At 61.1% G+C, this 13,655-nt stretch carries 14 protein-coding genes; 1 reads left to right on the forward strand and 13 read right to left on the reverse strand.

Annotation, left to right across the window (positions count from 1 at the left end):
* The 10 genes from Q0K00_RS00960 to Q0K00_RS01005 all read right to left on the reverse strand — a co-directional run.
* Positions 1–293 (reverse strand): phage tail protein (locus Q0K00_RS00960; RefSeq protein WP_297226697.1); only part of this gene is annotated, 293 nt, incomplete at its 3' end.
* A gap of 55 nt (positions 294–348) precedes the next feature.
* The gene (gene rdgC, locus Q0K00_RS00965) at positions 349–1,266 is read right to left on the reverse strand and encodes a recombination-associated protein RdgC (protein WP_297226698.1); all 918 of its coding nucleotides are present in this window, start codon (positions 1,264–1,266) and stop codon (positions 349–351) included.
* A gap of 18 nt (positions 1,267–1,284) precedes the next feature.
* Entirely contained in the window at positions 1,285–3,579 is a 2,295-nt protein-coding gene (locus Q0K00_RS00970; RefSeq protein WP_297226699.1) for a DNA topoisomerase 3, read from the reverse strand.
* A gap of 9 nt (positions 3,580–3,588) precedes the next feature.
* Positions 3,589–4,227, reverse strand: a complete 639-nt coding sequence (locus tag Q0K00_RS00975; protein WP_297226700.1) for a hypothetical protein — start codon at positions 4,225–4,227, stop codon at positions 3,589–3,591.
* 1 nt (position 4,228) lies between these two features.
* On the reverse strand, positions 4,229–6,802 hold the full coding sequence (locus Q0K00_RS00980; protein WP_297226701.1) for a DUF5710 domain-containing protein: 2,574 nt from the start codon (positions 6,800–6,802) through the stop codon (positions 4,229–4,231).
* Positions 6,795–7,313: a conjugative transfer signal peptidase TraF gene (traF, locus tag Q0K00_RS00985; RefSeq protein ID WP_297226702.1), complete on the reverse strand. Its 519-nt coding sequence runs from the start codon at positions 7,311–7,313 to the stop codon at positions 6,795–6,797. The genes Q0K00_RS00980 and traF overlap by 8 nt, the downstream gene beginning before the upstream one ends.
* A complete protein-coding gene (locus tag Q0K00_RS00990) occupies positions 7,310–9,235 on the reverse strand; it encodes a type IV secretory system conjugative DNA transfer family protein (RefSeq protein WP_297226703.1) in 1,926 nt (641 codons plus the stop codon). Before Q0K00_RS00990 ends, traF begins: the two co-directional genes overlap by 4 nt.
* Before the next feature lie 7 nt (positions 9,236–9,242).
* On the reverse strand, positions 9,243–10,445 hold the full coding sequence (locus Q0K00_RS00995) for a TrbI/VirB10 family protein (protein WP_297226704.1): 1,203 nt from the start codon (positions 10,443–10,445) through the stop codon (positions 9,243–9,245).
* On the reverse strand, positions 10,442–11,326 hold the full coding sequence (gene trbG, locus Q0K00_RS01000; RefSeq protein ID WP_297226705.1) for a P-type conjugative transfer protein TrbG: 885 nt from the start codon (positions 11,324–11,326) through the stop codon (positions 10,442–10,444). The genes Q0K00_RS00995 and trbG overlap by 4 nt, the downstream gene beginning before the upstream one ends.
* A gap of 8 nt (positions 11,327–11,334) precedes the next feature.
* Complete coding sequence (locus Q0K00_RS01005; protein WP_297226706.1) at positions 11,335–12,030, reverse strand: VirB8/TrbF family protein; 696 nt, start codon at positions 12,028–12,030, stop codon at positions 11,335–11,337.
* Positions 12,031–12,059: 29 nt separating this feature from the next.
* On the opposite strand from Q0K00_RS01005, the gene Q0K00_RS01010 reads away from it, so the two are divergent.
* Positions 12,060–12,566 carry a hypothetical protein gene (locus Q0K00_RS01010; RefSeq protein WP_297226707.1) on the forward strand — a complete coding sequence of 169 codons (507 nt, stop codon included), beginning with the start codon at positions 12,060–12,062 and terminating at the stop codon, positions 12,564–12,566.
* Here Q0K00_RS01010 and Q0K00_RS01015 read toward each other — a convergent pair.
* The 3 genes from Q0K00_RS01015 to Q0K00_RS01025 are packed head-to-tail and all read right to left on the reverse strand — an operon-like array spanning position 12,532 to position 13,638.
* Positions 12,532–12,897 (reverse strand): hypothetical protein, encoded by a 366-nt coding sequence (locus tag Q0K00_RS01015; protein ID WP_297226708.1) that lies wholly within the window; start codon positions 12,895–12,897, stop codon positions 12,532–12,534. The genes Q0K00_RS01010 and Q0K00_RS01015 overlap by 35 nt on opposite strands.
* A 32-nt stretch (positions 12,898–12,929) precedes the next feature.
* On the reverse strand, positions 12,930–13,277 hold the full coding sequence (locus Q0K00_RS01020) for a hypothetical protein (protein ID WP_297226709.1): 348 nt from the start codon (positions 13,275–13,277) through the stop codon (positions 12,930–12,932).
* Positions 13,278–13,287: 10 nt separating this feature from the next.
* Positions 13,288–13,638: a hypothetical protein gene (locus Q0K00_RS01025; protein ID WP_297226710.1), complete on the reverse strand. Its 351-nt coding sequence runs from the start codon at positions 13,636–13,638 to the stop codon at positions 13,288–13,290.
* Positions 13,639–13,655: the final 17 nt, after the last annotated feature.

Below are 13,655 nucleotides of genomic sequence, written 5' to 3' on the forward strand. Positions count from 1 at the left end.
CCCCGCAGATCGGGCACCTTTCCCCCCATGAGCGCGAACAGTTCCGGGTAGGCTGTCTGCGATATGGTTTGTCCATTACATTCCAACCAGTTGAAGCTTCCGTCGGGATTTTGCCAATCCGCCGGGTTTTGGGCTACCGGCCAGGAGATGATCGTGCCTACGGGGATGGAGCTTATCGGCTTGGCCGTGACTTTGACCAAAGTCGGGTCGAATGAGGTCGCGTCAGCGGCATGAGTGGTGAGCGGCAAGGCGGACATCAGGATCAATACTGGAAAAAGGAAAAATCGTTTCATGGGAACTCCTTTTAGGCGGGCCGACCGGAACCGACCGGCCCTACCGCATTGCGGATTACACGCCAAAGAGAGCGCGGACAGCGCCGACGCACTGTTCAAAAAGATACAGTTTTTCCAGCAGGGCGGCTTCGCCGGCTGATTCTTCCGTCTTGGGAGTCCGCACGGCAAGAAGCGTCAGCTCCGGCGTCAGGCTGAACTGCCAGGCAAAGGCTTCGCCGTCCCGTTCCATGTTGATTTTCAGCCTGTCGATGGAAAAACCGGCTTCCAGCCCGGCCTGCGCGCTGGCCATGTCGTTCTTGGCCACGATGGTGACGGCCTCTTCCTCACTGGAGATGCCGGACAGCGTGACCTGTCCGCCCTGGGAGAAGGTATAGGCATGGCCATTGAAATCAGTATGCACTTCCCCGTCAAAGACGGCTCGCAGGGGAGTTTGCGGATCTTCCGGCAGGGGCAACGGTTCAGGCGTGACGCCGAAGGAAGCCGCCGCCGTGTCCTGAAAGAGCTGAAGTAGCCCCTTGCTCGCGGTGGAGACAAACGTCAGGCCCGTGTGCATATTCATGGCCACATCCACCAGAGAAGGGACGGGTTCCACGTGCGGAAGAAGACGCAGCATGAGCTGCTCCTTCAGCTCCTTTTTGCGGGTGCGACTGACGATGGGGACATCCGCGCCGGCCCGTGCCATATTTTCCCGCTCCTCCTTCAGGGCATCCTCGAAGTGTTTCTTGAGTACCGCGCCGGGGATGGAGCGGCGATCCACACGCAGGGTAAAGCAAAGCCACTCGCCGTACTCAGGCGAAGAATGGAAAGCGGTATCGGCCATATCCTCGATACCCGTCCAGCCGGCGGCGAGAGTTTCGGTTTTCAGGTCGTCAATGGGACGGAAGGCGTGCTGTCTGAGCTTTTGCGAGGTGACGCGATCAGGTGAGGCGATGGTGAAGACGGAAATATCCGTACTGGCACGCAGAAAGGGCATGGTGTACTCCTTTGATGGTTAGTTGCCGAAATCCGGCTTGCCGTTTTTCTCGAAAAACGACGCCTTGCAGTGGGGATAGCCGGAACAGTTGTAGACGGTGAACGTCTTGCCCGTGCGCCTGCTGACACGGCTTTGCCTGCGCAGAGGCTTGCCGCAGTCCGGACAGACGAAGCCGGAGTCCTGAGCGACCTTGCGGGGCACGGGCTTGCCGTCCACGTTGTCGAAAGTCGCGCCGCACGCCTTGTCGGAGCAGGCAAAGAAGTCATATCGCCGCCCGTTTTTTTCGCCCGCCACATGGCGCAAAGGCTTGCCGCAGGTCTCACAGGCAAACTCCGTCAGCGTCGGCGCGCGGCGTTCGCCCGGACGGCCCCGGTCATCCGGCAGATGGACGGGCTTGCCGTCGGGATGCAGATCCGCACGCAAGCAGCGCCAGAACGGGCCGCGCTCGTTGCTGCTTTTCTGGAGCGGCTTGCCGCAGGCCGGGCAGGGAAAGACCGGCCCATCCACCTTGATGACGATCTCCCCGGAGAGCAGCGGCGCAAGCAGTGCGGGCAGCATGGCCGCCTGATCAGCCATGAAGGCATCCAGAGAGTCCGTGCCGTCGGCGATGGCTTTCAGGCGGCTTTCCCAGCGCGCCGTGGTCACGGGATCTTTCAGCGCCTGCGGCACCGCGTCGATGACCTGCCCGGCCAGACGTGTCGAAACAAGCGCCTTGCCCTGACTGACCAGATACTTGCGCGCTTTCAGGGTCTCCAGGGTCCCGGCACGGGTCGCTTCGGTGCCTATGCCCTCGTTTTCCCGCAAAATCCCCTTCGCATCGGCGTCATCGACAAAGCGGTGGACATTGGTCATTGCCTCGATGAGCGTGCCCTCCGTCCAGCGCGCCGGCGGAGAGGTTTTCTTCCTCAGGACATCCACCGCCTTGCAGGTGACGGCATCCCCCCGCGCCAATGCGGGCAGAGACTGCTCCGGTTCGGCTTCCTCGTCCGCTTCCCGCGTGACGCGCGTCCAGCCCGGTTCCACCACATGACGGCCCGTGGCCTGCCAGACCGTACCTTCCACGTCCAGCACGACTTTCTGCGACGTATAGCGCATGGCGGGATGGAACTGGACGATGTAGCCTACGGCGATGAGCTCATACAGCTTGCGCTCATCTTCAGTCAGAGTTCCGGGCATCTCGCCGGTGGGGATGATGGCATGGTGCGCCGTCACCTTGCCGGTGTCCCATGCGGCGGACTTCAGAGAGGGATCGGCCCCTTGCGCGGCGGCTTCCAGTCCAGGGACGCGGGCAAGCGCGCCGAGGATGCGCGCGGCATCCTCGAACTGCTCCGACGGCAAATAATTGCAATCCGAGCGCGGATAGGTCGTGAGCTTCTTTTCATACAGCGACTGAGCCACATCCAGTACACGCTGCGCCGTCATATCGAACCGCGCCGAGGCCGCCTTTTGCAGCGTTGACAGGCTGTGGGGCTTGGGTTGCGCTTTTTGACGGTTCTCCTGGGCGACCGAGGTCACGGAGCCAGTTTTGCCGCGTACCGCATCAAGGATGGCGTCCACGGCTGCCGCCTTGACCAGCCGTCCCTGGTCATCCAGTCCGTCTTGCAGTTCTCCGGGAACGAAACGGGCGACGACAGTCCCGCGCGTATGCTCGAAGGTCGCTTCCGGCACCATATAATCTATGGGCTTGAAGGCGGCGATGGCCCTGTCCCGCGAGACGACCAGATTGAGGACGGGCGTCTGGACGCGGCCCAGCGAAAGAGTCTCGAAGATACCGGAATCCCGACCAAGATTGGTCAGGGCACGGGTAGCGTTGAGACCTACTAGCCAGTCAGCGCGGGAACGCGCGCGGGCCGCGTCCCGCAAGGAGGCATAGGCGGCATTGTCCGTCAGGCCGGCCAGCGCCTTTGCCACGGAGCGGGCATCAAGAGAGGCCAGCCAGATCCGCTTTACCGGGCCTGCATAGGCGAAGTGCTCCAGCACCTCGTCAACGAGGAGTTGGCCTTCCCGATCCGGGTCGCCCGCATGGACGACCGAATCGGCCTTGCGCAGCAGGTCGCCAATGACGGCGATCTGCGCCTCGGCATCTTTCTTGGGCTTCATGCGCCAAGCGGGAGGTACGACGGGAAGGACGCGCCAGCTTTTCCAGGTCGGGTCATAGTCCTCCGGATCGCACTGTGTGAAGATGTGACCAAAGCACCATGTCACCTTGTCCTGGCCACAATCCCAATACCCGTTGCAGCGGCGCGGCGACGGCGACAGATTTTCGGCGATAGCCTGGGCCAGTGAAGGTTTTTCCGCAATAAATACGCGCATACGCTCCTCTCATTTGAATCGAATGATGAAATTCCTCTGCGGGATGTCATGGACAGCGCCGAAAAAAGCGAACGTGCGCTTCCTCTGGTGCGGCACGCCGCCCATGTCGGAAAAGCGTATATCCGCTTCCAGCGTGAACTCTCCGAGCACATCCCGCATCCGGGCATTGTCCCGCTCAAGCCCCCATTCCACCGCCAGTTCAAGCAGAGGAAGGAGGTAGGCGGGCAGCTTCATTTCAGCGGCATGTTCCCCGCCGGGCAGCAGGTGATCGATAAAAGCCGCGCACGGAAGGGAAAGGCCCCTGCTTGAAAAGCCGTTTTCTTCAGAGTGGAAAATCTTTATCTGCCCGTCTTCTCGCGCCAAAGAGATGCCTTCGTCCCGCAGCGCCTCGTTAACGACGGGAATGAGTCGCTCCAGGGGCATGGAAAGCTCCACGCGCACATCTTTGGCCACGCCGAATCCGACATTGCGAAGCCGGAGACAGGGGGCATCCTCTCCGGTGGTGAGGACAGGAAAGATGCAGGCGATGTCCGGACGCCATGAGGCTTCCCGCTGCCGCTTCATTTCCGTCACCGTGCGCCATGTCGCCAGAGCGGCGGCGCAGGAACCCAGGGCGGCAAACATGCTGGCTATATCGGAGACGTTCATGCTACCGCTCCAGCTCCTGTTCAGCGACCTGCTCCCGAACGGCGGAAAGCCCTCTGGAACGGTGCAGATCGTTGAAGTCCGTCTGGCCCCGCGCCTTCTCCTCTCTGGAGAATTCGGGGATGACGGCTATCCCTCCCACGGCCTGCGCGGCCTCTTTGGCCTTTTCCACGCCGACATTGTTTTCCCTGGTGTGGTCATTGTCCGCGCAGATGATGATAGCGGCATTGGGATGCCGTTCCCGGATGGCTTCGGCCACGGAGCGCAGATTGCCCGCATCAAAGGCGACGGCCACCGGCATATCCGTGGCCATATGCAGGCTCGCGCCCGTGGCATAGCCCTCACAAATCAGGATCTCCCCATGCGACAAATCCCTGTCCTCACCGCCGATAAGGTGGAAGTTGCCCTTCTTTTCGATCCCCCTGGCAAAGGCTTTCTGCCCGTCCGGAGCGATGGCCTGGAAGCCGCGCATCTCTCCGTCCACATTGCGTACCGGGATGATGAGGTTCAGTCCGTCCTGCTTCACCCCGAAGGCATCCACGCCCTTGGCTTCCAGATAGGGGGCGTCCGTGACGCCGGCAAAGCGATCCCACATTTCCTTGCAGCGGGAAGCGGCGGCATCATACGCCGCCCGGCGTTCCGCTTCCGCTTCGCGCAGGCGCTCCGCCCGTTCCCGTTGCTGCCGTTCGCGCTCCTCCGGCGCAAGGACGACACCGGTCGCCCTGAGCTTGATCAGCTCGCCGGTGATGTGGTTCTGCGCCCAGCCGGCGGGGATGCCGTCGCCATGCAGGCAGTAGGCCCCGTCCAGGCCCTTGCCGTTCTTGGCCAGCACAGGCACGCGGTGCGTCCTGCCGTCCAGCACGGGCAACTCGCCCCGCAGATCGAGGCCCAGCTCTTCCAGCTTGCGGGCAAACTCCTGTTGCGGATCCAAAGTTTGCTGAGAACGACGTTCCACCTCTTTCGCATTGAGCCAAGGCGACAGCGGCTCAAGGTCGGTCCCCACCGGCGCGTACCACTGCTTGCGCTCCCTGTCCCAGCGCGCGCCCAGCTTCTTGGCCAGTTCCTTGTCTTCATAGGGCACATGCAGCGCCGTGGGCTTTTCCGCCCGCCTTTCCACCGTGGATACCGAGCCGCTGACAGCCATATCTCGCTCCTGTTGCTGTTCGGACAAAAAGGGCCGCAGGGGAGCAAGGTCAACGCCTTCCGGGGCGTACCACCGCTTGTTGTCCCTGTCCCAGCGTGCCCCCAGCTTCTTGGCCGTGTTCCTGGCCGTGTAGGGAATGTTGAGCCATGTCCTCTCCGGGGAAGTCTCCCGTGACGGATACCGCTCGACGGCATCCTTTGACGCGCCATCGTTCCGCCGGGCGGAGGATAGTTCGGGGACATCCCGCGCCTGTTCGGCTTCGGCAAGCCACGGACGCAGCGGTTCAAGGTCGGTTCCCGCCGGGGCGTACCACTGCTTGCGATCCACATCCCAGCGTGCGCCGAGCCGCTTGACCTCGTTCTTGTCCCTGAAGGCGACATTAAGCCATGTCTTTTCCGGCGAAGTCTTTTGCGGGACGCTCCGCTCCGCATCCTCCCCGCCGGTTTCGATCTCCTCAAAGTCGGCAAGGGATTCTCCGCGCTCCGGCTCACGATTGTCGAGGCCGAGTTCCCGTTCCAGCTCCAGCACATAGTCCCGGATGTGTTCGGCGGCGCGGCAGGCATGGATGATCTCGTGCGGATCATCCTTCAGCGCCTGGATCCAGTTCTGGACATAGGCGGCGTGCTGCCCAGGATCATGGCCGACGCCGATGTCTTCTCCCAGCATCCACGAGGCGATCTCCGCCCGCAGTTCCTCTTTGGCATACGCCTGGGTACCGCGCGGGCCGAACTCCCGATCCAGACGGGAGGTATGGCCAGTCCAATGACCAAGCTCATGCAGAGCTGTGGCATAGTATTTATCGCCGGCATCAAAGCTGGAGCGCGGCGGCAGATGGATCTCATCCGTGGACGGTCGGTAGAACGCCTTATCCGCCTGGTCATGCTTGATGACAGCACCGGAAGCTTTCAGCAGGGCTTCCGCCCGTTCCTGCGGCTCCCATTCGTAACGCTTTGCCGGCAGTTCCAAGGGCGGCAGACCGTCGATTTGTGAGCCGTTGAAAACGCGGGAAAAGCACACTACAGGCCGTTCCAGCAGGACGGTCTCCCGTTCCGGCTTGCCGTCCTCGCCGAGGATCGGTCTGCCTGCATCGTCCAGCCTGTCCCGCTCCCGTGTGAACGAGTAGTAGACGATGGTCGTGGATCTGCTGCCTTTCCTGATGCGGTAGCCCTGTTCGTTGGCCTGCCGCATGGTCATCCAGCGCGGATCGTCAAAGCCGTTCTCCAGGGACGAAATGGCCAGGTTCAGCCGGTTCACGCCCTTGTAGACCGTGCCGCTTGCGGGATTGTGGAACGACATGCCCCGTGCGGGTTCCCACGGCTTCTGCCAAGGGGCTGTTCCCTGCTCCAGCAGGGAGATGACCTTCTCCGCAAACCGCTCGTGGAACGGCTTTCGCCGTTCTCCCTGTTTATGCTGCTTTTCCCTTGTGTCACTCATGATTGCTCCTTTCCAGAACGAATACAGGCTCCATCCGGACAAGACTGTCCAGCGGCACGAATCCGAAATACCGGCTGTCGAAACTGCCGGGATGATCCGCCAGCACAAGGGCACTGCCAGGCGGTATCACGCCTTGCAGGGACGCCCGCGCAAGCGGCCTTCCCTTGCCGTCTCTGGCCAGAGGGACGCCCGGCCAGCGACGGGGCTTGTCCTCCGGCCCACAGACGATCCCTTCATCCGTCAGGCGCACCTGATCGCCGGGCAGACCGGCAAGGCGCTTCATGAGGGGCCGCAGGCCGGACGGGCAGGAACCGGAGGCCACATAGCCGCGCTCCCTGGCCAGGTCGGCGAAGGATCCCTCCAGACAGAAGCCCACCACATCCCCCCGCCGGAGCGGCCCGTCCGCCAGCCGGTAGACGCCGCGCGGCAGCGAACCAGTGACGTTGAGGCGAAAACCGCTTGCATAGCCCAAGGCAAGCAGGGCCAGAACGGCAATGACGCAACGGATCATGCGTCCTCCAGAAAATCCTCAAAGCGTATCGTGGGCGCAGGCGCGGACGGTTGTTCCTCTGCCGGCGCGGGCGCGCGATACAGGGAATCCGACACGGCGGGAGCGGGCATCTTCGAGCGTTCGGAAAACACCGGATCGCGGAAGTAGAGGATCTGCCGCCCGTAAATGGGCGGCTGTCCCGCCGTGAAGACAAGCATGTGGCCGGGCTTGACGACCTTGCCCGATGCGTCCTTCACCGCGCCGGGCAGCTTGCCGCACTCGTCCGGCGTCAGCAGCGGACGGGCCGTTTCCGAGATGCTGATGGAGCGGGACGTGCCCCCCTTGCCCTTGGACAGGGACTCCTTGCGTTCAACCACCGTCGTCTGACCTGTCATCTTGGACAGTACTTCCGCCGTTTCGGGATCATTGGGCGCGTAGGCGATGCGCACATGGCAGTTACCCATGATGGAGGTCTCCTTGCCGTATTCGCCATAGAGCTGACGGATGTCCTGGATGATGATGTAGAGCTTGCCGCCGTACCCGGCGATGTAGGCAAGCCCCTTTTCGATGACCGGCAGCTTGCCCAGAGACGTGAACTCGTCCAGCATGAACAGCAGGCGATGCCTGTAGCCCGCCTTGCTCGCGCCGCCCTCGAATTCCATCTTCGCGCAGACATGGCGGACGATCATGTCCACCATGAGGCGCATCAGCGGGCGCACACGGTCGATGCCGCTTGGCGGCACAACCAGATAGAGATCCACCGGCGAGTCGCTGTTCATCAGATCTTTCAGCCGGAAATCCGACCGCGAGGTGTTCAGGGCGATGATGGGATCGCGGTACAGGCCCATGTTGACCAGCGCCGTGGAGAAGACGCCGGAGCGCTCCTTCTTCTCCTTGGCCAGCATCTCCCGCGCGCTGGAGGCGATGAAGACATGGCAGGCGTGCATGACTTCGGCGGACGGCTTTTGCTCGAACTTCCCGAACAGATCGTCATGGGAGCCGGTCATGGCGCTCAACAGCTCGTCCATCGAACCCTTTTCCCCGGCCAGCGTGAGCGTCAGGTCATGCAGGGTGGCGAAGCGCTTCTCCCGCGCCATGACGGTGATGCAGCAATGGAGAATGGCCCCGCCAAAGAAGGAAAAGGCGGCCTTTGTCCAGTGTTCGCTCAGCCCCTTGCCGTCCGGATCGATGAGCATGAGGGCGATATTCTGCACGTCCTGTATGGCCTCAAGGCTGTGCAGCCGCACTTCCGCCAGCGGATTGAAGGAGCAGCCGTTGCCGGAGGCATCCGTGGGATCGAACCGCAGCACCTTGTGCCCTTGCGATCGCCGCCAGCCGGCGGTCAGCGCCCAGTTTTCCCCCTTGATGTCCAGCGTGATGGACGACCCCTGCCAGGCAAGCAGGGTCGGCAGGATGAGGCCCACGCCCTTGCCGGAACGGGTGGGCGCGAAGCACAGGATGTGTTCCGGGCCGTTGTGCCGCAGATAGCGCAGGCGCTTCTTTTTGGCGTCCCACCAGCCGCCCACATAGACGCCCTGGCCGTTGAGATAGCCCATGTCCCGTATCTCCCGTTCCGTGGCCCAGCGCGCGGATCCGTGCAGGATGGCATTGCCCCGGAGCAGGCGCATGGCCATGACGCACAGCAGCACGAACATCAGCGGCAGGATGAAGAACGTCTGGCCGACCGTTTGCGCGCCGGTCATGATGTCTGGATGGATGTCCCAGATGAAGATCTTCCACGGCGCGTAGACGGGCAGCTTGCCCAGCCTGAACAGCGGAGCGCCGAGGGCCTCATGGAAGCCGTAGTCCGACGCCGCCTTGAAGGTGGCCGCCGTCATGCCCAGCAGCGCCAGCACGGGAATGGCCGCCAGCGCCACCCAGAAGGCCGTCCGGGGACGGCGGGACTCCTTCTGATCCTGAAGACCGTAATGCCGTTCCTTCATGGAAACCTCACTGCCGCCAGCGCGTATAGGGCTGGCGGAAAATGATGTCTTTCGTCACCACGATGTTGAACTGGTAGCCGGGCCGGATCTCCAGCGTCGGCTTGATGCTCAGATTGCGCTGGAGAAGCGTCGTGGTGGCCTGTCCGAGCTGCGCGGCAAGCGCCGAGGTCATCTCGTCGCTCATGCGCGTGCCGTTGTCCGTCTCCGTGGAGTCGTTGGTGCTGTCCATAGCGTAGGCCATGCCACCGGAGACCAGAGACATCATCAGCGCCGAGCCGAAGATGCGCAGGTAATGGTTGTTCACCTGATCATTCAGGCCGGCCATGCCGCCCATGTCCGCGCCGGGCATGGCTCCCAGCGTGATGGATGACCCGTCCGGATAGATGAGCCTATTCCAGGCGATGAGGACGCGCTCCTGCCCGTAGACCACGCGGGAATCGTAGATCCCGTACAGCCTCGACCCCTGCGGGATGAGCAGATGGCGTCCGGTGGCCGTGTCGTAGATATTCTGCGAGACCTGCGCGATCATGTTGCCCGGCAAGTCCGAATTCACGCCCGTCAGCATGACGCCGGGAACCACCGAGCCCGTCTTGAGCTCATAGGGCATACCTTCCGTGCGCTGTTCGGCAAGTTGCCATGAGGTATCCTTGCGGGCGCGCGCGAAGAACGCTTCCTTGTCCCTGTCCGCCGCCGGATCGTAATTTTCCGACGGCGGGATATGGCCGGCCTGTCCCGATGAGCCGGGGACGGCTGCCGGGGCCGCCGCGTTGGCCTCTGCCGGGGCCGCCGTGCGGCGTACCGAGACCAGCGGCGAGGACAGCGCGCTCATGTACGACTGGCTGCGCGTCCGCCGAAGCTGCTCCACGCGCTGCTCCTCCGCCGTGGACTTCTGGACGACCACCACGGGCGGACGTTTTTCGTCAGGTGTTTCCTTTTGCGCTCCGGAGACGGCGGGCGCGGTCGCTCCGGGCAGCGGCCCGGCCACGCCCTGTCCCTGCGCGTCCACCAGCGGCTTCACGTCTTCCGCATGTTCGGGCTCCGGCACGGCGGCGCTTTGTTCGGCGGGCCTGTGAGAAAAGGAGACGCTGTAAATCAGGGCGGCCAACAGCAGCAATGCCGCACCGCAGGCCGCATACAGTGGCCACTTCCGCATCCGGGTCGTTCCCGGATCGGGAGAGATGTCCAGTCCATTGGGCGAGGAATCGTTCATGAGTCCTTCCTGTGGATACGGATCTCTTCCCTGTTCTTCCCCACGCCAAGCAGGAGGGAAATTTCCTCGAACACTCCGTCAACGCTGATCTTGCCGCCGTCAACACGATAATTGACCATGACGTTTTCGCCATTCTTGCGGGCGAGCAGGACGGGCATTTCCGCGACCTTGCGCGGCAGGTGGATATGCGTCTTTTCGCCGTCGTCAAAGACGCGCACCGGCTTCCACGACGCCTTGCCCTTCACCTCGTAGTTGAAGTTCAGGGTGGAAATGTCCACGGCCATGCCGCCCATGTCCGCCGTATTGCGCTCCTGTTCGCGCTGTCGTTCCGCCTTTTGTTCCTCAAGGCGCATCTTCATGGCGTCGGCATAGACAAAGCCCACATACGGCGTATGCCCCGTCCGTTGCGAGACAAGGCGGAGATGGTAGACGCGGCGATCCGTCGTGACCACCGCCGTGGTCTCCAGTCCGGCGTCCACCGGTTTGATGAAAAGATGCGTCGTATCCCCCGCCGTGCCGGTCTCCACCATCCAGCGGGCCGAATCGCCCACGATGACCTCATTGACCGATTCCCCCGGCTGGAGCTCCACGTCGCAGACCTGCATGGGGCTGGCCAGGATGGTCGGCAGACTTGCCCCGTGGACGTAGACCAGCTTCCCCGACCGGGAGAGGACGGGAGCCGGGCCGCGCCCCGCCCAATCACGTGTCAGGTTCAGCGCCTTTTTCTCGCGTCCCGTCAGGGGCACGGCATCAGGACTGAGCAGGCCGTCATAAAAGCCCGGCGGCAGCGGGAGCTCATCGGACTTGCCCGTATCCGCCGCCCAGACGACATGCGGCAGCAGGAGCAGGGAGAGCGGCAAAAACCACGTCTTTTTCATCATGTCCTTCCTCACTTGAAGACCTTGCTGGCGGAAAGGTGCGTGATGTACACCCCGCCGGGATTGTGCAGCAGGACGGCTTCGGATGTAGGCGGGACGATGCGTATGGTGACGGTCGCCTCGAACGCGGTGCTCTCCAGCGCCACTCCGGCATGGGAGCGCACGGTCTCAGTCCACTCCACACGATAGGAGTCACTGGAGACCGGCAGCGGCAGGCTTTTCACTTCCACATGCACAAGGCGTCCTCCCTTGGCGATCTCATAGGGATTGTTCGTGCTGAACCACTCCTTCAGCACGCCCTTGGCGCTGCCCGCGCAGTAAAAGGAAAGCCGCTGGATCATCTGCCGCTGGAGCTCCACGTCCGCCGTGACCGTGCGCCAGTCCGTGATGAAGCTCGCGATGTCGGCCTGAATGAGCCGCAGCGGCGCGGCGCTGGCCTGATCCGCGCGAGTCGTCACCGACGCCTTGCCCAGCCTGTCCACCTCGATGATGTAGGGCACGGCCTTGACCTGCATGGACTGCATGATGTTGCCGCCCAGCGACACCAGCAAAAGCAGCAGAGACAGCAGCGCCGCCTGCCGCCAGTGTCGGGCGCGGGCGATGTAGGAACCATACCGCTCCAGCCACTCCCGCCGGGCGTTCAGGTAAGGGCTGTGCTCGTCCGTCGTTCCGGCGGACGCCTTTTCTTTCTTGCCGAAAAAGCTCATATTGCCTCTCCTCAAACAGGAGGTTGATCATGAAGGCATCTCGAAAACGCCCCCATGCGCGCCGTCCGCTCACTCCAGTCAGGACGAGGGCACGGCGAGGATCCGTCGCCAGAGCCGCGTCCCCGGCGGCTCGTCCCAATGCGCAAAACAATATTTCCCAATGGCTTTCGCTGTACTCGCTCACAAGTTCGCAAGCCCACTCCGCATTGAATATCCTTGCTTCCATCGCCGTGGTGGCCAATTCCGCCTTTGCCTTTGCGGCATTCGGCAGAGGGGCTTACAACTTCTTTTCTGTCGGAATAGGTCTCTATCTTGTTTCTCTTGCCGCCTATGTCGGCTATTTTCTGGTCTGTTTTGAAGCAAAGAAAAAAATCAAAAACTTTGTCCTCAATCAAGAAAAGATTGAATTATTAAAAATGGTAAATACGATTGAACGTAGAGAGGGACGTGTATTTTTATTAATATTATTTGTCATATCCATATCATTTTTATCTTTCTTGTTTATTGACTGTGGTTTGTCTGAAAAAATAAAATAACAATTTGACAAACAAGCAAAAGACAGGGGGAAAACAGTATTATGGAAAATAATAGGCATTCCATCAATTCTTCTCGACTTGATGATTCAGTGATCTTCATTAGCTCCATGAAAGCCCCCAAAAATATTCCAACCAACATGGCCGCGAAAAAGACACGAAGCAAAATCTCTGGGATGTCAGGGCGCACCATGTAGAAAATGCAGCCCATCAGAAACGGCAATGAGGCGAATGAAAAAAGAGCGATGCGCGTGGCGACATACGCAAGCCTCCTCAAGGCGGGTTCAGGCATGGTCGTGAGTTTCTTTTTCAAAAATTGAGGTAAATAGGGCATGACGCGCTCCTTATTGTGTTACGCACTTGGCATCAATGTTTAAATGTTTCCAAAGCTAGCCGAATAAATACAAACAAGCCGAATGACAGCACAAAGCAGAGTCCAAGAAGAAACTTGCATGATTCACTCAATTCAGAAGATTCTTTTTCTCTCACTTTTTTAAGGGAAACGCCCATGTCTATGCAAAACAGAATAAATATAAAAGTAAAGAAACCTGCAACAACATCCCAGCCCGCTTTAGGGAAAAGCACCCAGAACACGGCAAGAAGCAACGCGGCAATGAGCATGACCAATATGCGCAGGGCGTAATTGAGCCTTCTGAGTGATGTTTCGGAAAGCTCGTCAAACTTCCGGCCCAGGAAAGAAAACAGCGTGAACATATGGTTCCCCTTATGACTGCTGGTGCGGCTGGCGTTCGGGCCAGGGGCGCGGGAATCTCACCACTCCAGGCGGCGTGTCCGGCAAGCCGAGAATGCGGGCAAGATTGACCAGAAACATGTCCGTCCGGGCCAGCCAGCCCTCTATCCACGGGCAGCGCCGCAGGGTCTCCGGCGAATGCTTTTGCAGGCATTCAAGAAGTTCCCGCTGCTCATCAATGACTTTCCAGATGCCGCGTCCTTCATTGCTCTCAACGCAGAATTCTCTGACAGCGAGCAGGCAGGTATCCCTCGTATCGCTTTCAGCCCCGCCGTGTTCGCTTTCAATGGCAGGCGTCTTTTCTTTCGTGTCGAAAAAGCTCATATTGCCTCTCCTCAAAC

The organism is uncultured Desulfovibrio sp. (genome assembly GCF_944327235.1).
GTDB lineage: Bacteria > Desulfobacterota > Desulfovibrionia > Desulfovibrionales > Desulfovibrionaceae > Desulfovibrio.